The following is a 21,794-nucleotide window of genomic DNA, read 5'->3' on the forward strand; positions in this document are numbered from 1 at the left end:
CGGCATCCCCGCTTGATCGATTTACCTCACCTCTGCCTATTGTCAATAGCGCGTCGGTTCGGTAAAGGGCCTTCGGCCCGATCGACCATCGGTGCGCCGGCTTCTAAAAATTCCAACTCTTGAATCACTTCCGGTATAAATAGGCATTAAACTTGATTGTAAAAACAATGTTTTAAATTTTTCATTATATCTTTGTGTTTGTTATAATGCTCTAATTATGAAGAATAATTTGTTTTACAGTAGTCTTAAATTCTTTGAAAAATCGCCTATTGAGCAAGTCATTTGCCTTCATGGTTTTTTAGGGTGGCGCTCTAAGATGTTGCCTATTGCTAAAGGGCTTGAGAAAAAGGGGCATTGGGTGCGCATTTGGGGTTATTCTTCTAGAGAAAAAAATATTCAGGAGCACTCTGAAGATTTACTTGCGTATCTGCATCAAATAGCAAGTCAAAATCCGGGGAAATCCATTAGTTTTGTTACGCATTCGATGGGGGCTCTTGTCATTCGTGCCGCGCTTAACCATCCTATGTGCCCCAAAGAAGCTAAAAAGGGCCGAGCGCTTCTCATTGCGCCGCCAAATCGAGGGTGTGACTTTGCCTCATTTGCCCGAAAAACTCCCTTGATGCCTCTCAGTTTAGGCCGGGCTTCCGGCAGAGAGCTCCTAAATTCAGATCGACATCAGTTTAATGATTTAGGGGAGTTTCCAAGCTCGATGAAGATTCTTGTCATTGCCGGACAATCAAGGATTAACCCACTCATCAAAAAGCCCAATGACGGTCTGATTAAAGTTGAAGAGACCTACCTCTCTACAAGCCATGATCACATCGTTATTGAAGCAAATCACGATGCAGTGCTCTCTAGGAAAGAGGTCGTCAATCTCGCGACTCAGTTTTTTTAAAGCGCTTACTCGACTTTTTACTCGTAATTTTTTAACCTCTCTATCAGAGGATCGAATCGATATCTATTCAGGTTGTGTATGACAAAATATTTTTTAATGACGTTATTTTTGGTGAGTTCAATGTTTGCGAGTGAGCATGTTATTTGTATCCATGGGTTTATGCGAAATAAAGAGTGCATGAAGGCCCTTGAGATTTCTTTGAAAAGAGAGGGATATGATGTCATTAATTGGCATTACCATTCTAAGGATAAAACAATTGAAGAGCACGCAGAAGAGCTTGTTGATTATCTCGAGGATCTAGCCTGTCGGCATCCGGGAGATAAGATTTCATTGATCACCCATTCTCTTGGGGGGATTATTGCCAGAGTTGTTGTGAATCACCCAAGGTGCCCTAATGAAGTGCATGAGGGGAAAGCTATTTTAATTGCCCCACCTAACCGAGGCTCAGAACTGGCACGGCGCTTAGGCAAAATCGGGCTCGTCAAGCAGTGGCTGGGGGAGAAAGCCGGTGCCCAGTTGATTCAGACCCAAAGAGACGGATTTGATCATTTTGGTGAATTTCCAATGAGTATGCCTGTTTTGGTCATTGCAGGCACTTTAGGTGTAAATCCTATGCTTAATGGGCCCCACGACGGAAAGGTTTTAGTCGAGGAGACGTATTTGAAAAGAGAGCATGAGCGATTTGAGGTGAAGGCGGGGCATAGCTGGATCACCTACCATCCGAAGGTCATTGCTAAGGCTAAGGAATTTATGTCAGAAGACTAGCTTAATATAAAATTAATATTATTATGTTCTTGTATTTAGTTTAGTGCTATAATTCTTCTTTAGTAAAGAGGAAGAATTGTGAATAAACTGTCTCTACAGAAGATTAAAACGTCAGACTTGATTGCGGTGCAATTAAGGGTGGATGCTATTCTATTGAGGCTTAGTTCTTTAGACTATTCAAACATTGGCGAAGCCCTCTATCATGAAATCATGTTGGAAATCGAGGTCCTATTTACGTGGGCAAGGCATCATTTAAAGCAAAAACCCGAACATCCGCTCATTCGCGAAGTCTATTACAAAACCGTCAGTGCAAAATTAGGTGGGAAAGTACCCTATTTTGTACTTCTCAATCCCACGTATGCCTCTCTCACTCAGTTTATCGAAATCAATGCACTCCATCACAAGTTTCAAACTCTAAAAATCCAAATTGAGGTCGATAGCGACAACACCCCTTTAATTGCGATTGATACTGAAAATAGAGGGAAGTTGCCTATACCTTGGAATGCAATGACGATCATTCCAATATCCGGCAAATTTGGAAAGACGGTCGGTTATACATTTTACTATTTCGATGAGCTTCTTTTTAAAACGGATCACCTCTATAAGCTGATCGATGACTATATTTTGACGTATAAAGGCATCACACAATGCCATCCCCATGAAAATGAGGAGTTGATTGCTTATGATAAACGCGATCCCAAGGAGTGGGGGGAGAGCTATGTCGTTGAAATTTGGACGATGCTTAAAAATAGCAGTGGTGAAAAACCAACGATGGGAATCGGCGATCATTGTCACATTCTATTAAAAGATCCCAAGGGATATGTCTATAGCATGGGAAAGTTCGGAGCAGGCAAAAAATTCTCAGCAAAAGATTACCTAACGTTATTTGGCCCTAAGTCGGGCCGCTTTATCTCACCTGATTTTTTTTCCTACTATTCTCAAGCAAGTCGTAACCTAAAACGGGTTCAAATTAAAGTGAGCGAGGAGGAGTTTAATCGCCTCTATAAAATGCTCTCTGATGATAAAAAAGAAAAAGACCCTGTTTTTACCGTTCTGAAACAAAATTGCGCGCACTATGTGCAGAAGATGTTAAAGAAAGCGCTCAATATCCAAGTCGACTCTGAATTGTTTTTGTTGACATATGTACTTCGAGCTTTTTTTCCTGGAAAAGTGCAGAAAGCGATCTTTAAATGCACGAAAGATGTTCTGGAAAAATGCCCCAAATGGTTACAGAAAGCGTGTTACTTTTTTCCACCCGTTTATATTCCCATGGTCATTGGTTGTTTAATCATTCGAGTGATGAGCATTAGCTCACACGTGAGGGTGAAGCGATCTGACTATCACCTGAAAGATATTTTTCTATATCCGTGGAATCTCACGATTTATCATCCCATTGCTCTCAGAGAGAGTTTAGATAAGTTGTATGCTCCTATCACTTGAACAGCACGCATAACCCTTATTTTTTCACAAATAACACAGCTTCTTGTCAGTCACCAAATCGTATTTTATTGATTTCGTGACGTAAAAATGGCAATATAAATTCATCACCAAATAAGGCATTCAAAATGCAACATTCATTTATAGGTCGGAAAAGAGAGCTTCAGATGCTCGGCGAACTCTTTAGGAAGAAGTCAGCTAGTCTTGTGGTCATCCGGGGAAGACGCCGCATCGGAAAGAGTCGTCTAGCACAGGAATTTGCCCGGAAAACCCCTCACTATGTTTTTTCCGGACTTCCACCGACAAGTGGCATTACGGCCGCCGACCAAAAGGAAGAATTTGCTCGTCAACTACAACGTGAAATGAAAATTCCTCTTCCAAGAGCTGATGACTGGGGTGATCTGTTTTGGCATTTAGCACAACAGGCTCAAAAAGAAAAAATAGTTATTGTTTTAGATGAAATTAGCTGGATGGGTTCAAAGGACCCCACGTTTCTTGGAAAACTCAAAACTGCTTGGGATCTCTACTTCAAAAATAACCCTCAGTTAGTTCTAATTTTATGTGGATCAATTTCAAGTTGGATTGAAGAAAACATCCTCAGTAGTACGGGGTTTATGGGAAGAATCTCTTTAGACATTGTCTTGGAAGAACTTCCCTTACATGAGTGTAATGAATTTTGGAATGCCGAGCAAGATAGGGTATCAGCCTTTGATAAACTTAAGGTGCTTTCCGTAATGGGGGGTGTTCCGCGATATCTTGAAGAAATTTTGCCAAATCAAAGTGCTGAGACAAATATCCAAAGATTATGTTTTCGAAAAGAAGGTTTTCTCTTTAGTGAGTTTGAACGAATTTTTTCAGATTTATTTTCCTCCAGAAGCTCTACTTACAAAACCATTGTTGAAAGACTTGCTGAGGGACCTTGTGAGCTTAAAGGTATTTACACGGCTTTAAAGGTTGAAAAAAACAGTCTGGTTTCTGAATATATGGAAGATCTTGTTACGGCAGGGTTTGTTTCTCGCGATTTTACCTGGCATCTTAAGACGGGTCTAGATTCGAAATTAAGCCATTATCGACTCAAAGATAATTATCTGAGATTCTATCTCAAATATATTGAGCCGAACAAAAAGAAAATTGAAAAACAAGGGCTGAAACTACTGCCTCAATGGCAATCGGCAATGGGATTGCAGTTTGAAAATCTTGTCCTTAGCAATCGAAAAGTAGTACAAAAAATCCTTGGTATCGATCCTTTTGAAATCGTGAATGACAATCCATTTTTTCAGCGTAAAGCGAATGATCGACAAGGATGCCAAATTGATTACATGATCCAAACAAAATTCGGAACCTGTTATCTATGCGAAATCAAATTTAACGCTCAGGAAATTACAAAAAGCATTATTGATGAAGTTAAACTAAAAATTAAAAGCTTAGCTCTTCCTAAAAATATGTCCATAAGACCTGTTTTAATCCACGTAAACGGCGTTGATGAATACGTTAAAGAAAGTGACTTCTTTTCCTCTATTATCGACTTTAATGATCTTCTGCACTCGTAAAGGCTTAGAAAATAGATGGCTTTTTAAAAAACCTTACTTATTTAAGGAGAGGGGTTTATATTCTCTGTGGCTTTTTTATAGGTGATGGCGTGCACGATGGTGCCAAAAATGGTTCCGGACAAAATAGAGAAGGTGTAGGTTGTCATATTTAGTTTTGGGCCTAAAAAATGCTTCAAACCTAATAGGGAGAGCGTCGATAGGGCGATTAAAGATCTTGTGTTTATAGCTCCAAACTTTAAAAAAACAAAGGAAGCTAAGAGCGCTGCTTGAGAAACTCTTCCTGAAAGCTCCAGGCGAAAATCGAAAAGCGTCCAATTTTTAGAGTTGATCGATGCTTCGATGCAGTGTCGCGAGAGGGATAAAAATGCCAAACTAATAAGATTAAAAATTTTTTTTGACACCGGATCTTCCGAGCGCGTTAAAAGCGCTGTTGCTGTGGCGCCACTTGCAAAAGCGATAAACTGACCGGTTTTAATGAAATTCATATCTAAAGTTGTCATATAGGACCCATTGTTTTGCATTTGGCATTATTTCAGATCGATGTGTTGTTGAATAGAAAATTACGTATACAAGTTGGGTATGGTGGGAATTTCTTTAGCGTGTTATACTTTTTTCCAATAGGAAAAATCAATCATTCAGTTTATGAAAAGAGAAAAGTTAAATTATCCCCATTCTTGGGAAGAGAGACGGCCGGCTGTTTCTCATCGCGTCCTCTTTATCCCCGATTATTATTTTGAGCATGATGCTTTTGAAATGCCCCCCTTTTCAAGCGCGGATCTATTTGGAAATGAAAATCCGGTCTATATCGAATACTGCAGCGGAAATGGGGAGTGGATTATTGAAAAGGCAGCCTCTAATCCAATGATCAATTGGGTTGCCGTTGAGATGAAGTTTAAGCGCGTGCGCAAAATTTTCTCAAAGATGCAGCAAAGAGGTCTATCTAATCTGATCATTGTATGCGGGGATGCAAATGAGTTTATCCGTTATTACCTCAAAGAAGCTAGTATTGATGCTATTTTTATTAACTTTCCCGATCCATGGCCAAAAGAAAAGCATGCAAAACATCGTTTGATTCAAAGGGAGTTTGTTTCTCAAATGAAGCGAACCCTAAAGCCTAATCGGGATGTGACGATTGTTACGGATCATCCCGAATATAGCCTGCAAGTGATCGGCGAGATGAGGGGTGACTTTGAATCTCAATATCCCCACCCCTATTACACGGAAAAAGATCCCGAATACGGCTCCTCCTACTTTAATCGCCTTTGGGAGGGGATGGGGTGCTTTATTCGCTTTATGAAATTTAAAAAGATCATTGGATAATACTATGTTAGATCAATTTCTCTTTGAGAAGACGCTGACTCACTATACAAAGCAAGGTGAGGCCTTTGTCCCTTCATTTACGACTCAAATAGATGACTCCAATCCGGAAAAATGGGATGGAGTTGTGATACGGCTCGAAGCAGGGGTCGATTCTTTGCTGCAGTGGAATGAGGCGATAAACCGGGCACGCCATCATGCCGATCAGGGGCGCCTGATTTTATGGGATCTCGACTTTGGTCCTTTAGATCTAAAGAGTTGTTTTGATCCATTGAAAGGGTCGAGTTTTCAGATTGCGATCAATGAGTTTAATCAATCTGTGTGGCCTCATTTTCAAACATCGAGTTTTGGAATGATTTTAGCAAAGGGAACGGCCAATCCCGCTGATCTAGATCAAGTGTCTGAATATGAACCGGGTGAGGATACTCTCTTTTCTAAACGCTCCCGTTATTTCAATATTATTGCCCATGAATTGCACCGTTTGGGGGCCATGCTTCCTGAAGAGTTGATGGCAGTTGCCCTTTTTGATGTTTCCGGTGTCGATTCTTCATTGGAACAAGCAACTCTTTTTTCAAAGGAGCGCTTTGCGCATATTGAGCTGGGCCTTCAAGGGGCCAAGATCCCGTTATTTGGATTTTTGTGGGAGAGAGGTGAGGTAAGGGGTGCTTCAATCGATGCAGAAAGACCCCGTTTGTTTGATCCGACCCTAGCGGTTTGTCTTCCCGAGGAGGGGAGGATCAATGTTTCTATCCAAAGAGAGCTTGATGCCGTATTTTCTAAGCTTAAAAGTCGAGGGTATGATTTTCTTGTGATACCGGAGAGCCAGTTGACGGAGAGTTGGTTTGGTCTTGATGCGTTGATTGTCTTGCCTGAAGCCCTTGATCCACAAGTGGGCGTGCGCCAGTGTTTAGGGTTTGCTATCTCCGGGGGACGGATTATCTATGTCGGGCAGCCATTAGGTCTTGAAGAAGAAGTCTCATTTGATCATTGGTTTTAGGTAAACCGGCCACTGAAGTGGCTAAGGTTAGAAAACTTAGCCATTTTTTTGGGAATGGATTCGGGGCAGAGGGATTTGAACCCCCGACCTACTGCTCCCAAAGCAGTCGCGCTAGCCAAACTGCGCTATGCCCCGCAAATGTTGATGAGATTCTACATACTAACCCCTTTTTATACAATAGTCTGAGCAATAAAAGTGTAGACGATGGGTGATTTTCACTGTACAATCGCATTATTCTGTGTCATAAGAAAATTATAGAGGGTCTAATACTCCTCATGGAGGATTGTCTAGGATGAGTTTTACGAAATATAAGGCATATAAAAAACTTCAGTCTCTGGCAAAGAAGCCATTTGATTTGACTCTGCCGGGTGCATTAACGCCCGAGAGGGTTAATCATATGGTGGCAACGAGTCTCAATCTCAAAATGTTTTATGGGACTGAGCGAGTCACCGACGAAGTGATCGATCTGTTAATTCAATTATCTGAAGAAGCCGATGCGCTAAAAAAAATGCAAAAGATGCAGTCAGGGGGGGTGATTAATAAGGTTGAAGGTTATGAATCGGAAAATCGAATGGTTCTTCATACTGCTATGAGGGACTTTTTTAACGATAAAAACTCATCTCCCGCAGCGAGAGAAGCTTCTCTACTCGCCTGGGAAGAAGTTCAAAAGCTAAAGAATTTTTGTAAGGAAATCGATAGCGAAAATCGCATTCGTTATGTCGTTCAAGTGGGAATAGGAGGATCCGATCTCGGTCCTAGAGCCATTTACCTCTCGCTTAAGGCATTTGAAGACGGTCGTCGCAAGATTTTCTTCCTCTCAAATGTTGATCCCGATGATGCTGCCGTCATTTTGCGTGAAATCGAACTTGAAAAGACACTAGTTGTTGTTGTTTCCAAGTCGGGATCGACCCTTGAGACGCGAACCAATGAGGAATTCTTTATTGAGAAGTTTAAAGAAAAAGGACTCGATCCTAAGAAACATCTCGTTGCCGTCACGGGAAAGGGGAGTCCTATGGATAACCCTGATCGCTACCGCGCAAGTTTTTATATTTGGGATTATATTGGAGGACGCTACTCTGTGACGTCAATGGTGGGGGGCGTGACGCTTGCTCTAGCCCTTGGCATCGAGCATTACATGGAGTTTTTAAGAGGGGCCTCTGAGATGGATAAGCAAGCGCTTAATCCCAATCCCAAGGCTAATTTGCCGCTTTTGGGCGCCCTTCTCGGGATTTGGAACCGCAATTTCCTCAACCTACCTACGCTCGCCATTATTCCCTATTCAAACGCGATGATTCGTTTTCCGGCGCATTTGCAACAATGCGATATGGAATCGAATGGAAAACATATCCATCAAGACGGCTCTCACGTCGATCACGAAACAGGCCCCATTATTTGGGGTGAGCCGGGAACTAATGGACAGCATTCTTTTTATCAGCTCATCCATCAAGGAACAACAGTTGTTCCTATTGAGTTTATTGGATTTCGCAATTCTCAATATCATGTCGACGTTAATGTGGAAGGGACGACGAGTCAGGAAAAATTGCTCGCGAACCTGTTTGCTCAATCCATTGGCTTAGCTCAAGGGAAAAAAAGCCCACATAATCCCAATAAGGAGTTTGAGGGGAATCGCCCCAATCGCATCTTGTTTGCGGCCGAATGTGACCCCTATACGATTGGAGCGCTTCTCTCATACTTTGAGAATAAAATTGCCTTCCAAGGATTTATTTGGGGAATCAACTCGTTTGACCAGGAAGGGGTTCAGCTTGGAAAAGTACTCGCTAATCAACTGATTGATTTGATGAGGAAACAGGATAGGGGTGAGAAGTCGGTAAAAAGTGATTTTCCACTCGGACAAGCTTACTTGGATCAAATCGAAAATTTTAAGAGTGAGCCACCCTCTATGAGAAAACTATCCTCTGCATGAGGTGTGAGCTCCGGTGTTGATAAAAAGATTTGTCCTGTTTTTTCCAGCCGATTTTTGAGAAGATCGATGCGCGTTTCATCGAGATGATTGCCAAAATCATCAATTCCAAAAATCGGCTGTTGCGCATGCACTTCTTGTAAATGGATGCATTCAGCTAAGCGAAAAGAGGAGAGAATCGACCTTTTTTGTCCTTCACTTGAATAGGCTTTGGCGACCTTGTCATTATGCCTAATATCGACATCATCTCGATGGGGACCACTTAACGTTATTCCATATTGAAGCTCTCGCGCTCTTTGTTGGCTTAGCTGCTTTATAAAGGCGCTTTTGAGTTCAACTTTATCTTTAATGGGAGTGGAAGATTGATACTTCATCTCTAAAGTTTCATCATCATGGCTTAAATCTTGTAGAATGTCATGGGCATATTGAGAGAGTTTTTTAAGAGATCGGATGCGCCTATCAACTAAATAAGCGGCAGATTGAGCCATTTGCTCTTCCCAGATATCCATTGTTTTGAGTTGCTTGATTTTGAGGAGGGCATTGCGTTGTTTTAAAGCCTTATTATAGCGCGAGAGGTGATAGACATAAACGGGATCGCTTTGCGCAATGTGTAAGTTCAGATAGCGGCGTCTAGTTTGAGGAGAGCCCATAATCAGATCAATATCAGAGGGAGATGCAATCACTGAAGGAATCAATCCCAATAGGACTGAAAAATTGGATGATTTAGTTTCATTGATCTCAACGCTTTTTTTTTGCCCGTCAAAATGTAACTTGAGATGGTGGTCGATACCCTGTTTTTCAAATATCACTTCGATATGAAAAAAGCGGGAGCCATCGCGGATGAGTTCACAGAGCTTGTCTGTACGAAAGGAGCGGCCCGTACTGATGAAATAGATCGCTTCGAGTAGGTTTGTCTTACCCTGTCCGTTTTTGCCTTGGAGGTAGTTAACATGAGGACCGAATTCGACAAGCGTTCTTGCATAATTTCTAAAATTTTGCAAAAAAAGGGTTTTAATTCTGATCATTCATTTGTCAATCGCATTGGCATGATCACATATTGTGCAGAAGAAGAGTCGGTGATCATTCCGGGATTATAGGAATCGGTCAGTCCGAACGTGGTTGTTTCATCTTTGCAATGCTTCAGGATATCAATGAAAAAATAAGGGTTAAATGCGATATCGAGTCGATCTTCGTGATAATCGACAGGCATGTTAACCTTTCCTTCTCCGATGTCATTACTTACGGCCTGCATACGCAGTTGTCCGTCTTGGAAAGAAAATCTCACGGAGTAGTTCATTTCAGAAGTGAATAAAGAGACTTGTTTGAGAAGGGTGGTGAGCTCTTCTTTGTGGAGTGTAATGGATTTCATCGATGCTTGGGTGGGAATCACGCGATCCACATCGGGGTATTGGCCCGATAAGAGCTTTGTAATCAAGCAAATAGAACCCACTTCAAGGGCAATTTTATCACTCATGATAGAGAACTTTGCTTGTTCACTTCCGTCTAAAATACGTGTCATTTCCTCGACAGCCTTCAAGGGCATAATAAAGTGTAATTTTTTGGAAGAAGGAAAGTCAATCGACTCGTGGATTTTAGCAAGTCTTTTTCCGTCCGTTCCAACAAACGTGAGCGTATTGTCTTGGATTTCAGTATAAATACCATTGAGCACCTGCCGACTATCGTCACGTGCCGCCGCAAACGATGTGCGATAGAGCATATCTTTTAGCAAATCGCTTTGAATGGAAAATGTGGTTGCCGCCGCCAGATCGGGCAGGGAGGGGAATTCCGATTTATTCATGCCATTGAGTTTGAACTCAGATGTGCCTGAAATAATCGTTGCGATGCCATGTGCATCGCATTCGAGCTTAATTTGTGGAGAAGTGAGTTCGCGTGTTAACTGGAAGAAACGTCTTGCAGGGAGGGCAATCGATCCTTCTTTGAGAATCTTGGCATCCGTATAGGCCTTCATACTAACCGTAAGGTCAGTTGCGCTCATGATTAACTGCCCATCTTGCGCCTCGATCAAGATATTGGACAAAATCGGAATAGCAGGTTTTGAAGGAACAACGTTTTGAATTTTTCCTATAAGAGATACAAGTTCACTACGCGAAATGACTAGCTTCATAATAGCTCTATTTGAAAGGTGAATAATGCCACTACATTATTGTATTGAAGTGGATGGTGTCAAGTAGAATTGTTTTTTTATGAATGTTCGCGAATGGCTTTGCGAATGTCTTTTGCAATTTGCTCTTTTTTCATTGATTCGCGTTTGTCATAGGTCTTTTTTCCTTTTGCCAAGGCAATTAAAACCTTTGCTTTTCCTCTTTTCAGGTGAATAGAAAGAGGAATAAGCGCCATTCCTTTTTGATCGATAGCTTGCTTGAGCTTTAAAAGCTCGCGTTTATGCAGCAATAGCTTCCGCTCGCGCTTTTCTTCATGATTGTGGATATTACCAAAGGTGTATTGTGCGATAAAAGCATTTTTAAGATGGGCCGCACCGGATGAAATCGTTACATAGGATTCATCCAGGCTGCCGCCATGATGACGGAGCGATTTGATTTCAGTCCCCATGAGGACGATACCCGCTTCGAGAGTCTCAATAATCTCATAATTGTGGCGAGCTTTTCGGTTGCTTACAAGCTCATTGCTATTCTTTGTCATAATGCCGTTGATGCTTAGGATTAATCAGTATAAGTTGGATTTTATATTTACTCAAGAAAAGAGAGTGAGCCCCACATAGTCGAGCTTATTAGATCACTCTTTTTCAGCAATAATTTTAGAAACAAGGTCCACATATTTATGAGATTTTTGTGCCCAGTAGGTGTTAAATTCCTTTTGAGTGACAACTTGAATGTCATATTGAGGGGGCTTTTCTGTAGTTCCATATGATGGGCTCGAAGAGAATTGAAAATGGGTTACAACATCAATTGTTTTATAATAACGTCTTTGGAATGCATCTAAAGTTTCCTTTTTATGAACGACGGTTGAGTGCGCATCATCTCTAAAGCCGACTCCATCTGCATATTGGCGACCAACTGCCCAAGTTTCCGGAACTTTAAAAAATTGATAGGGAACGTATTGACTGCGATCGGGAGATGCTAAGCTTTTTGGAGTGAGTTCATTCGATGCAAATTGCTGCCATCCGAGTTCTTTAGATTCTTTTTCATTATTGATTTTTAAATAGTCAGAAAGTTTAGTTCCCTCACGTCCTTTAAGATCAATCAATGCTCTCTTTAATAAGGTGAGTGCATCGACGCGGCATGAAAATTCATCGACTTGGCGCGCGCCAAAAGAGGACATAAGGCGATAGTCAAGCTCAGTTTCAGTAAGTTTTCGGATAAACTGCAGTCCATGACTATCGTCAATCAGACCAGCATTATTTGCGACTGAATCCATTAGCGCGATTTCAATAGGCTCCTCTATTGCGGAAGATTTACGACAAAGAATTGGAGTGACATGGAGATGAGGATCTGTCGCCATGATGATACCAAAAGTTTTTGCTTCTTGAGATTTTTCTGTAAGAAGACGTGGTAAATTATCTGTATTATCGCAAATAAAAATTTCAATCCCATACTTGGTTTTATAATGAGCTGCAATAAGCTGTATCGATGTTGTTGTAGGAATATAAACGGAATCGTGGCCATCAATGACAAATGTTTTTGTTGTTGTTTTTTTAGCATCGATAGTGCTTTGAATTTCTCCTGAAATACAAGGAATTGTTGTTTTGAATTCTTCCGGAAGAACATCAGCGTTTCTCACATATTGGTTCTTTTTTTCTATAAAATATGCGGAGCCAATGGATTTGACTTTTGTTGTTTCCAAGAGGCTGAATGAGCCAAACTGTGCTTTAATTTGATGTGGGGCTGACGTACCGTAAAAAACTTCAGGCTTAAACGCGTTTCGAATAATGAGTGCAGCGATTTGTCCAATGATTGGAATTCTTAAAATAAAGCCCACAAATCGCATATAATGTGCTTGTTTGAGCTGGATGTGTTCGAAGCGAGATCTTTTGCTTAAATGGCTCGCCTCTTGGTATGCGCCAACCGTAGTTGCCCAAAGCAAGTTTGAATTAAATACGCCTAATTTGGTCATGATATTAAATAACCTTAATTACCCTATAACTAATTATAGCATATTTACAAAAATTATTATATGGTTAATTGCGGGATAGGTTTTGGCTATAAGATGTTGAATAATAGCGAGTTACGCTAAGATAGATAGATTTCCCTATCTGTCTTGTAATGAGAATCTTGAGTATTAAGGCAGCTGGGTTTTTAAGATTTGCTGAGCGATGGCCGTGACTTTATCTTCATGCATTTCCTCGAGGGCCTTGGCTTGCATAGAGGAGGTGATTGCCTCTTGATCTAAGCAGTAGAGTCGTGTTGATTCAAGTAAAGCTTTAAGGGTCATTGTTTACGCTCCAAAGAGTGATTTTCCAAGTTGTGTAGTGCAAAAACAAATTTGATCGTTATGCATTCCGGTACAAATAATGCCCGATTCGAAAAGCCATTCTAAAATGGTCATAGAGATGAAAGAGCGCTCTTCTTCCGTATAATCGGGCGTGTTGTATTTCCAAGCCTTACCGGTTTTGCGCAATTCAATTCTGCTCTCTTCGCTAAGGGGGATGACAAGTCCCTTCATAAAGTCGTTAAAGTAGATCCAGCCTGAATCGACAATGCGAGAAATACTTTTCTCAATCTCTCTGATATTGCGCTCCGTATTGAGATGCGAGCTGAAGCGGTCATTGTCAATGCGATTCATGGGATGTTTGTAAGTGAAAAAAGCTCTTTTTTCGGGGTTGAGTCGAATCCATTCCCCGGCTGCCTTTGTCGGTTTAAGATGGAAATTATCAACTTCTGCAAGTTGAAGCGTGAGCAGTTTTTGAATCAGATTGCAGGTGTAGCTATCAAACACTTCTAATTCTTCTCGTGTTTTGAGCCCAAATTCACCTAATTTCTCAGCAAGAAGCTCTCTTTGTTGGGGATTGATATTCCAGCGAGAATCGTTGTGGTCATAAACTAAGGGAAGAGGGGATTGCCGGCTAAGCTCAAGTACGTAAGCCATGTCATCGGAAAAGGCATATTCGCCCATTCGGTAGGGTTGAACCTCTTCATTATTTTTAATGGGGCAAGGTGTTGTGCTGCGGACAAAAAGAGCATATTCTCTCCACTCGTGAAACGGGAGAACGATTTGCACATATTCCGATCCCACCTTTTCAAATTTCGTAAACAAGACAAAGCTGAACTCTAAAACAAGCATATACTCTTGAAATTGCTGTTCTGTGAGGTTGAGCCGAGCGATTAATTCATGGGCGGGAAGTTGGAGCTGTGGTGAAGAAAAGACAGTGTCAATCATTGATCTTAAAATATGATCATCAATCTCAAGATCGAGGAGATAGCGTTCAAACAATTGAGGTGTAAGGAAGTATCTTTCAACAAGAGAATGAAAAATGTTGTTCGATGTTTTGGGGACCTGATACCAATTAGGAAGAATGTGGATCGGGATGCTCTTTAAAAGAGATTGGACAAAGTCAAGTCCGGGTGTGAAGTCATCCTCAAATCGAACCAGTTGGGATTCAAAGTACTTGCGCACCTCTTTATTGACAGTAATCTCATCCCCATTAATTGTGAATAGTTCGGTGGGGAGTAGTTTTTGAATCGACTCCATAACGTTCTGAGAGTTGAGCTCCAGGCTCTCTTCCAAATCTTCGATGAGGAATTGAATAGAGTTGTATAAGATTTCTTCTAAAACAGATAAATCTTGAACATTGAGATGATTGATGACCAATCTGTTTTGTATGTCCTTTTCATAGTCGTAATCTTTGAGGTTCACTCTATTTTTACGATGTTGGGACAGTGGTTGATCAATCATGAGACTTCCATTTTCATTTAAGAACTACATAAAAGCTTAACAAATTTTAAGTTTATATTCTACCAAAATGGCTGGCATTTTAGTTTAAAATTAAATTTTTATTTTAACGAAATCGACCGAAAACGCAATATTAAATTATTTTTTATTATTTTTTTAAAAAATTTGGAGAATCTCATGCGAGATAAATGGCTAATTGCCTCCTTTTTTTAAATGTGATAGTCTCTTGGACGATCTTGCATGAGGAGAGTTTAGATGAAGTATGACCACCGCACTTTAGAAAAAAAATGGCAGCGCTATTGGGCAGACAATAAAACATTTAAGGCTGAGATCGATCCGTCAAAGCCTAAGTATTATATATTAGACATGTTCCCGTATCCTTCCGGGGCCGGTCTCCATGTAGGACATGTCACCGGATACACTGCAACGGATATTCTAGCTCGGCATAAGCGCCAGAAAGGGTTTAGTGTACTGCATCCCATGGGCTGGGATAGCTTTGGATTACCTGCAGAGCAGTATGCGATTCGCACGGGAACCCATCCTGCGGAAACGACAAAAGCTAATATCGATACGTATCGAAGACAGCTTCAGATGCTGGGTTTCAGCTATGACTGGGATCGAGAAATGGCGACGAGCGACCCCTCCTATTACAAATGGACGCAGTGGATCTTCACAAAACTTTATGAAAAAGGGCTTGCCTATGAAGCTGAGGCCTACGTCAACTTTTGCCCGGAGCTTGGCACTGTCCTTGCGAATGAAGAAGTGGAAAATGGATTTGCTAAAGAAGGGGGGTATCCCGTTGAGAGAAGACCCTTAAGGCAATGGATTTTAAAAATTACGGCGTATGCCGAAAGGCTTCTAGAAGATCTCGATGATCTCGACTGGCCCGACTATTTAAAAGCGCTCCAACGCAACTGGATCGGGCGCTCGGAAGGGGCCGAAATCGATTTTAAAATTGAAGGGGCCGATGCCCATATCACCTGTTTTACAACATGTGCGCATACTCTTTTTGGTGTAACGTATGTTGTTCTTTCTCCTGAGCACCCTCTTATCTGTCAAATTGCATCGAAAGAACAGCTTGGAGAGGTTGAAAAATATGTGAAGGCGACAGCGCATAAAAGCGATCTTGAAAGAACGGATTTGAGTAAAGAAAAGACCGGGGTATTCTCAGGCGCTTATGCGATCAACCCCCTTAATCAGCGCAAAATTCCCATTTGGATCGCCGACTATGTCTTAATGGGCTATGGTACGGGAGCTGTTATGGCCGTTCCAGGTCATGATGAGCGCGATTTTGCTTTTGCTGCCACCTACCGGCTTCCGATGCAGTGTGTGATCGATCCCGATTTGAAAGAGAGTGACGTGAGCCGTGAAGAGGTGATTGCCTCTCAAGTGTGTTGGACGGGAGATGGCGCGATGATGAATAGCTCAAGTGATGAGCTTTCAATCGATCGTCTGAGCTGTGATGAAGGGCGGCATAAAGTAGTTGAATACCTCACAAGCCATAAAATGGGGCGCAAAAAGGTCAACTTTAAGCTCCGCGACTGGCTTTTTTCTCGCCAACGTTATTGGGGCGAGCCTTTTCCTATTTTGCATTATGAAGACGCCTCTAAACGGGTGCTCGATCTCGATGAGCTTCCTCTGACGCCGCCGGCGCTTACAAACTATAAACCAAGCGGTGACGGGCATGGCCCTCTGGCTAAAGTTTCCGAGTGGGTTCAAATCATGGATCCCAAAACCGGCAAGCCTGCGATGAGAGAGACCAATACGATGCCGCAGTGGGCCGGATCTTGCTGGTATTATTTGCGCTTTTTAGATCCCAACAATCATGAAAAAGCATGGGGTGAAGAAGCTGAAAAATATTGGATGCCGGTTGATATGTATGTCGGTGGTGTTGAGCATGCCGTTCTCCATCTTCTCTATGCGCGATTTTGGCATAAGGTGCTTTATGATCTCGGCTGCGTTTCAACTAAAGAGCCTTTTCAGACGCTGCGCAATCAAGGTCTTGTCACAGCCAAAGCCTATAAGAAAAAGGGTGGGGGCTATATCGAGCCAAGCGCGGTTGTTTTCAGAGATCAGGAGGCCTATGACCACGAGGGCAACCCACTCGTTGAGCTCGTTGAAAAGATGTCCAAATCCAAGCTTAATGGAGTCACTCCGGATCAGATTGTGGATGAAGTGGGAGCCGATGCGCTTCGCCTCTATGAGATGTTCATGGGGCCGTTTGATAAAGAAAAGCTATGGAACAGCGATGCGGTCAGTGGTTGCCGTCGTTTTTTGAATCGCTTCTTCGATCTCGTCACATCTGATAAAGTGACGGATGAAGAAAGCACTCAAGGAATGAGATGTGCCCACAAGCTAGTTCGGGGGGTGTCTCAAGATATGGAGCAAATGCTTTTCAACACCTGCATTTCGAAGATGATGGAGTTTGTTAATGAATTCAGCCCTCTTGAGCGTTATCCTAAAGAGGCGCTTAAAATGGCAGTGCAAGTTTTATCGCCATTCGCCCCTCATCTGGCAGAAGAGTGCTGGGAGCTTTTAGGTGAAACAAAAAGCTTGAGCTATGCACCGTTTCCGACATATGACCCCGCCCTTTTGCAAGAAGATTCACTCCGATATATCGTTCAGGTTAATGGAAAGGTGCGCGGAAGTTTTGATCTCCCTAAGGGGCAGTCAAAAGACGCTCTCTTTGAACTTGCCAAAACCGAGCCAAGGATTGCAAAATATCTAACGGGCAGTATTGTCAAGGTGATTTATGTTCCTGATAAGCTCATGAATATCGTTGTCAAAGGATAGCCAAAAGTGTTAACCCGCTTGATTTACAATGCGCTCATTATATTGTGGGCGCTACTTCTCCTACCCAAAGTGGGGTGGCAAACAAGGCGCTATCAAAAATATCGAGGAACCCTAAAGAGCCGCCTCTTAGGTCCCAAGATAGGGCAAGACCATCTGGGAAAACGGCTCATCTGGGTGCATGCCGTCTCCGTTGGAGAGAGCAATGCGGCAATCCCCCTTATTCGCTATTATAAACAAGCGTGGCCGGATAGCTACATCTTGATGTCATGTACTACAAAAACGGCAGCAGAGCATATTAAGCGCCATATCCCCGAAGTTGATCACCAAATCTATTTTCCACTGGATCTCTCATGGGTGATGCGCCGGCTATTGCGCGCTTTTAAGCCCGCTTTGATCATTGTTATGGAAAGTGAGTTTTGGCTTAACTTTTTCAATGAGGGTAAAAAAATCGGAGCTAAGGTCATTTTGGCCAATGGCAAAATGTCTGAGCGTTCCTATCGGAGGTTAAAGGCTCTCAAACTCTTTTCTAAAAGGCTTTTTGCTCCCTTTGATGTTTGCTGCATGCAAAGCGAGGCTTATGCCAAAAGGGTGCAACCGTTTCTCTCTTCTCACACCCAATTGGTCATCACAGGCAACCTTAAGTTTGATCTCGAGAAAAAAACAATGACCGAGCAAGAAAAAACCGAGTTTAGAGCTTTGCTTGGTATTGCAGATGGCGAAAACGTCATTTTACTTGCATCAACACATGAAAACGAAGAGAGCCTGTTGGTCCAATCACTAAAACCGCTCCTCGACCAACACATCATCCACCGCCTTCTCATTGCGCCTCGCCATCCCGAGCGTTTTGAGCGTGTCATACATGAGCTCAACACGATGAACATTCCTTGTGAGCGCTTTAGAGAGAGGCTGAATCACCCTGTGATTGTGATCAATCAAATGGGAATTATGGACTCATGCTATCAAATGGCCGATCTCGTCATTATGGGGGGGAGCTTTAACCCCCATATCGGCGGTCACAATATCTTAGAACCGATTCTCTTTTGTCGTCCGACTCTTTTCGGTCCCTATATGTCTGCTCAAAGGGAACTTGTTCGGCTCGCCCTTCAATTCCAAGCAGCTGCGCAAGTCAATCAAGAAGAGCTCGCTCAAAGTGTGCTCAAACATCTCGACCCAACACAGCACCCCATGCTAAAAAATAACATGCAAGCGCTTCTTAAATCTGTCAAGGGGGCAACCCAAAAGACGATTAAGGCAATCGATTAATGTAACCCATTGTCTATAAGTATTTTGCAAAAAATAAACAATAATACCATTTATCAAAAATATTGATGAGAAATGCGGGCTAACAATGTGATAGCCAGTATTCCTTAACCGTCCAAAAACCCCCTATTTATGGAGGGGATTTTTTAGCATCTTATTTTAAAGCTCGTAATTAGTCGCAACATTCTGACAATAAATTACATGCGAATTTTTAGCTGTCAAAAAAACCAGCTCAAGTTGTTGTGGTTGAATTATTAAAATTAAATATTTACTTTTTTATAAATTAATTTGTTATAATAGTTTTATAATTAAAATAAATTAAGGGGAATATATGCATTCTATTAATGCTGGTATAGCTCAAGGAGTAGGAAACGCAGGTGAATCACGAGCTTTAGAAGAAGCCTGGACAAGGCCTGGACAAGGCCTGAACCAGGATCAGAAATAGATCTGTCAGTGTGCTTTAAACACCCAGATCTAGATAAAACAACTAATCCTCTAAAAGATCGCAAAGTTGCTTCCGAAGATAAACCTACTTTATTTGAAGGAATTGCGAGATTCTTTGGATTTAGTGCTCCTAGCTCACCTCTTAGTGGGTTTATAGAGACTTGTAAATCAAGGGGTTTTTTATCTATACAAGATTATTTAGATAAGAACAAAATGGATGTTAATGGAGTTTATGAAGGGAAGACGCTTTTAACGCATGTATGTGAAGCTGGCGATTACGACGTGGTGGAATTTCTTTTAACTAAAGGGGCTGCGGTGGGCAAGCTTAATGATGATGGAAGTACAGCTTTAATGGCAGCATCTTCAAAAGACGATGTCACAATAGTAAGACTTCTTTTAGATAATGGAGCTGAAGTAAATCAACGTGATAAGAAGGGTAATACATCTTTAATGCGCGCAGCTTATAATAAGCGTGTGGGCGCAGTACTGACTCTTTTAGATAATGGAGCTAAAATAGACCTAGGTAATAAAGCGAGCATAACACCGTTAATGGCGGCATGTTCAGAAAATGATGCCATGATGGTAAAAATTCTTTTAGATAATGGAGCTAAAATAGACCTATGTGATAAAAATGGTGACATAGCTTTAAAATATACAACCTCTGATGATGTTAAAAAGCTTTTTTAAGCCGGATAGAGCGTCGTATCATGCTGACCAAAACAGCGTCCCATGCTAAAAAATAATATGCAAGCGCTTCTTAAATCTGTCAAATTTTAAGCGGGGAGCTCTCATGTGGTCCGGGCGTGTGATAGCCGGTGTTCCTTAATCCTCAAAAACCTCCTCTATTCATTGAGGTTTTTTTTAATATTTAAATTTTTTTTATATAATGTGAGTGTAGTAGTTGTTGTTTTAGTGTTAGGGTAAAGCTTTTTATGTTATATTGTGGCGATATAATTACAATTGATGAGGAAATCATGGTTTCTAGTACATCACCCACAGATAGTTCTGTATTTAGAGCATACTTTGAAAATAAACAGGCACTTGCTCGTGCCGGTATCTCTTATTTACCAATTGATGCATGGGTAAAAATAATGAGTTCTCAAACAGTTCCTCCTTTAGACGCTTCTTCCGGAGTTATTGATTCTCCCTTTTTAGGGAAACCTGACAAAATTAGCCATCTTATTATTGAAAGAGCAAAATTGTATGGATTTCAATCAGATGAAATAGCTTTGGTAAAGCAGGCGAAATTAGCACAGGAATTTATCAAAAAAATTTTTGGTATGGTTCGAACAATTAAAGTAGGTGAGATTAAAGAGCGTCGATATCAAATTGAATATGAGCAGTGGCTATTAGATCCTACTAAAATACTGTCGCCCGACATCGTTGAATCGCGCGGAGCTAAGGTGTTAATTGAAGCTTCGGAGTTAGGGTATGATCTAGTTGTCAAAAGGCTTTTAGAATCAGGGGTCCCCATCAACAGCACTGATGGCATGGGAAATACGGCTTTGATGCTTGCTGCTGAGAATGGGCATATAGGCATTGTAGAGCGCCTTTTATTAGAGGGAGCATTAGTTGATAGTGTTACATATACAAAGACAGCTTTGATGAGGGCTGCTGCTAATGGACATGTAGGAATTGTAGAGCTCCTTTTAGCAAGAGGAGCCTCAGTTAATGGGGCTGATTATTTCATGAGGAGTACAGCTTTGATAATGGCTGCTGAGAATGGGCATATAGGAGTTGTAGAGCTCCTTTTAGCAAGAAAAGCATCAATCAATAGGATTGCCGGGGCAAGCACAGCTTTGATGCTTGCTGCTGAGAATGGGCATATAGGCATTGTAGAGCGCCTTTTAGCAAAGGGGGCTTCAGTTGGGGCTGATGTCATGGGGGATATAGCTGTGATGAGGGCTGCTGCTAATGGACATGTAGGAATTGTAGAGATCCTTTTAGCAAGAGGAGCCTCAGCTAATGGGGCTGATTTCATGGGGATTACAGCTTTGATGATTGCTGCTGCTAAGGGGCATATGGGAATTGTAGAGCCCCTTTTAACAAGAGGAGCCTCAGCTAATGGGCTTGATTTCGATGGAGGGACAGCTTTGATGAGGGCTGCTGAGAATGGGCATGTAGAAGTCGTAGCACTCCTATTAGCAAAGGGAGCCTCAGTTGATCTGGCTGATCGTTGGGGAAGGACAGCTTTGATCCTTGCTACCAAGAATAGGCATGAAGGAGTCATAGAGCTCCTATTAGCAAATGGAGCTTCAGGGCAACGTACTAAACGAAACCGTCCGTGAGGTTGTCCACTTATACCGAAATCAACTCTTGATTTTGGTTAATTAACCGAGTAATATTGCCGCTTAACAAATACAATATTATCGCTGACGGCGTAAAACCCCCGCCTTTAGGCGTGGGGGTATAAGCCATCTTTTCTTCTTGCACGATACTTAATGGTGTGTTACAACGATAATATGAAAATTGTAAATAGATCATATCGATACAGATTCTATCCTACCGACGAGCAGAAAATACAGCTATCACATGCTTTTGGATGCT

19 protein-coding genes and 1 tRNA gene are annotated in these 21,794 nt (G+C 41.8%); 12 read left to right on the forward strand and 8 right to left on the reverse strand.

The genetic code is table 11. The features are described 5' to 3' along the window. Positions 1 to 217 precede the first annotated feature (217 nt). The 4 genes from K9M07_06595 to K9M07_06610 all read left to right on the forward strand — a co-directional run bounded on the left by K9M07_06595 (position 218) and on the right by K9M07_06610 (position 4,647). Positions 218 to 895, forward strand: a complete 678-nt coding sequence (locus tag K9M07_06595) for a hypothetical protein (GenBank protein ID MCF7852891.1) — start codon at positions 218 to 220, stop codon at positions 893 to 895. Between the two features lie 78 nt (positions 896 to 973). Beyond that, positions 974 to 1,660: a hypothetical protein gene (locus K9M07_06600; GenBank protein MCF7852892.1), complete on the forward strand. Its 687-nt coding sequence runs from the start codon at positions 974 to 976 to the stop codon at positions 1,658 to 1,660. Between the two features lie 78 nt (positions 1,661 to 1,738). Then, entirely contained in the window at positions 1,739 to 3,100 is a 1,362-nt protein-coding gene (locus K9M07_06605; protein MCF7852893.1) for a hypothetical protein, read from the forward strand. A 125-nt stretch (positions 3,101 to 3,225) separates the two neighbouring features. Next, the gene (locus tag K9M07_06610; GenBank protein MCF7852894.1) at positions 3,226 to 4,647 is read left to right on the forward strand and encodes an AAA family ATPase; all 1,422 of its coding nucleotides are present in this window, start codon (positions 3,226 to 3,228) and stop codon (positions 4,645 to 4,647) included. Between the two features lie 41 nt (positions 4,648 to 4,688). On the opposite strand, the gene K9M07_06615 is transcribed toward K9M07_06610, so the two are convergent. Then, positions 4,689 to 5,147, reverse strand: a complete 459-nt coding sequence (locus tag K9M07_06615; GenBank protein ID MCF7852895.1) for a hypothetical protein — start codon at positions 5,145 to 5,147, stop codon at positions 4,689 to 4,691. A 142-nt stretch (positions 5,148 to 5,289) separates the two neighbouring features. Here K9M07_06615 and K9M07_06620 point away from each other — a divergent pair, with 142 nt between their 5' ends. Next, positions 5,290 to 5,967 carry a tRNA (guanine(46)-N(7))-methyltransferase TrmB gene (locus tag K9M07_06620; GenBank protein ID MCF7852896.1) on the forward strand — a complete coding sequence of 226 codons (678 nt, stop codon included), beginning with the start codon at positions 5,290 to 5,292 and terminating at the stop codon, positions 5,965 to 5,967. Positions 5,968 to 5,971: 4 nt separating this feature from the next. After that, positions 5,972 to 6,961 carry a hypothetical protein gene (locus K9M07_06625; protein MCF7852897.1) on the forward strand — a complete coding sequence of 330 codons (990 nt, stop codon included), beginning with the start codon at positions 5,972 to 5,974 and terminating at the stop codon, positions 6,959 to 6,961. A 60-nt stretch (positions 6,962 to 7,021) separates the two neighbouring features. Here the strand turns inward: K9M07_06625 and K9M07_06630 are convergent. Beyond that, a tRNA-Pro gene (locus K9M07_06630) sits at positions 7,022 to 7,096 on the reverse strand. 157 nt (positions 7,097 to 7,253) lie between these two features. Between K9M07_06630 and K9M07_06635 the strand changes: the two genes are divergently transcribed. Continuing rightward, positions 7,254 to 8,885 (forward strand): glucose-6-phosphate isomerase, encoded by a 1,632-nt coding sequence (locus tag K9M07_06635; GenBank protein MCF7852898.1) that lies wholly within the window; start codon positions 7,254 to 7,256, stop codon positions 8,883 to 8,885. Here K9M07_06635 and recF read toward each other — a convergent pair. From recF to K9M07_06665, 6 genes are all read right to left on the reverse strand, one after another. Then, positions 8,828 to 9,907, reverse strand: coding sequence for a DNA replication/repair protein RecF (recF, locus tag K9M07_06640; GenBank protein ID MCF7852899.1), 1,080 nt, complete (start codon positions 9,905 to 9,907; stop codon positions 8,828 to 8,830). The two genes, K9M07_06635 and recF, sit on opposite strands and share 58 nt — an antisense overlap. After that, positions 9,904 to 11,007, reverse strand: a complete 1,104-nt coding sequence (gene dnaN / locus K9M07_06645) for a DNA polymerase III subunit beta (GenBank protein MCF7852900.1) — start codon at positions 11,005 to 11,007, stop codon at positions 9,904 to 9,906. Before dnaN ends, recF begins: the two co-directional genes overlap by 4 nt. Before the next feature lie 77 nt (positions 11,008 to 11,084). Continuing rightward, on the reverse strand, positions 11,085 to 11,543 hold the full coding sequence (gene smpB / locus K9M07_06650; protein ID MCF7852901.1) for an SsrA-binding protein SmpB: 459 nt from the start codon (positions 11,541 to 11,543) through the stop codon (positions 11,085 to 11,087). A 93-nt stretch (positions 11,544 to 11,636) separates the two neighbouring features. Further along, positions 11,637 to 12,974, reverse strand: coding sequence for a hypothetical protein (locus K9M07_06655; GenBank protein MCF7852902.1), 1,338 nt, complete (start codon positions 12,972 to 12,974; stop codon positions 11,637 to 11,639). 165 nt (positions 12,975 to 13,139) lie between these two features. Then, entirely contained in the window at positions 13,140 to 13,292 is a 153-nt protein-coding gene (locus K9M07_06660; protein ID MCF7852903.1) for a hypothetical protein, read from the reverse strand. A gap of 3 nt (positions 13,293 to 13,295) precedes the next feature. Next, positions 13,296 to 14,753 (reverse strand): hypothetical protein, encoded by a 1,458-nt coding sequence (locus tag K9M07_06665; GenBank protein ID MCF7852904.1) that lies wholly within the window; start codon positions 14,751 to 14,753, stop codon positions 13,296 to 13,298. Between the two features lie 252 nt (positions 14,754 to 15,005). Here K9M07_06665 and leuS point away from each other — a divergent pair, with 252 nt between their 5' ends. The 5 genes from leuS to K9M07_06690 form a co-directional block, all read left to right on the forward strand. Next, positions 15,006 to 17,543, forward strand: a complete 2,538-nt coding sequence (gene leuS / locus K9M07_06670) for a leucine--tRNA ligase (protein MCF7852905.1) — start codon at positions 15,006 to 15,008, stop codon at positions 17,541 to 17,543. Between the two features lie 6 nt (positions 17,544 to 17,549). Then, positions 17,550 to 18,806, forward strand: coding sequence for a hypothetical protein (locus K9M07_06675; GenBank protein ID MCF7852906.1), 1,257 nt, complete (start codon positions 17,550 to 17,552; stop codon positions 18,804 to 18,806). A 450-nt stretch (positions 18,807 to 19,256) separates the two neighbouring features. Continuing rightward, entirely contained in the window at positions 19,257 to 19,934 is a 678-nt protein-coding gene (locus K9M07_06680; GenBank protein ID MCF7852907.1) for an ankyrin repeat domain-containing protein, read from the forward strand. Between the two features lie 287 nt (positions 19,935 to 20,221). Next, positions 20,222 to 21,535, forward strand: a complete 1,314-nt coding sequence (locus K9M07_06685; protein ID MCF7852908.1) for an ankyrin repeat domain-containing protein — start codon at positions 20,222 to 20,224, stop codon at positions 21,533 to 21,535. 153 nt (positions 21,536 to 21,688) lie between these two features. After that, positions 21,689 to 21,794 (forward strand): helix-turn-helix domain-containing protein (locus tag K9M07_06690; protein ID MCF7852909.1); only part of this gene is annotated, 106 nt, incomplete at its 3' end.

Source organism: Simkaniaceae bacterium (assembly GCA_021734805.1).
Lineage (GTDB): Bacteria > Chlamydiota > Chlamydiia > Chlamydiales > JACRBE01 > Amphritriteisimkania.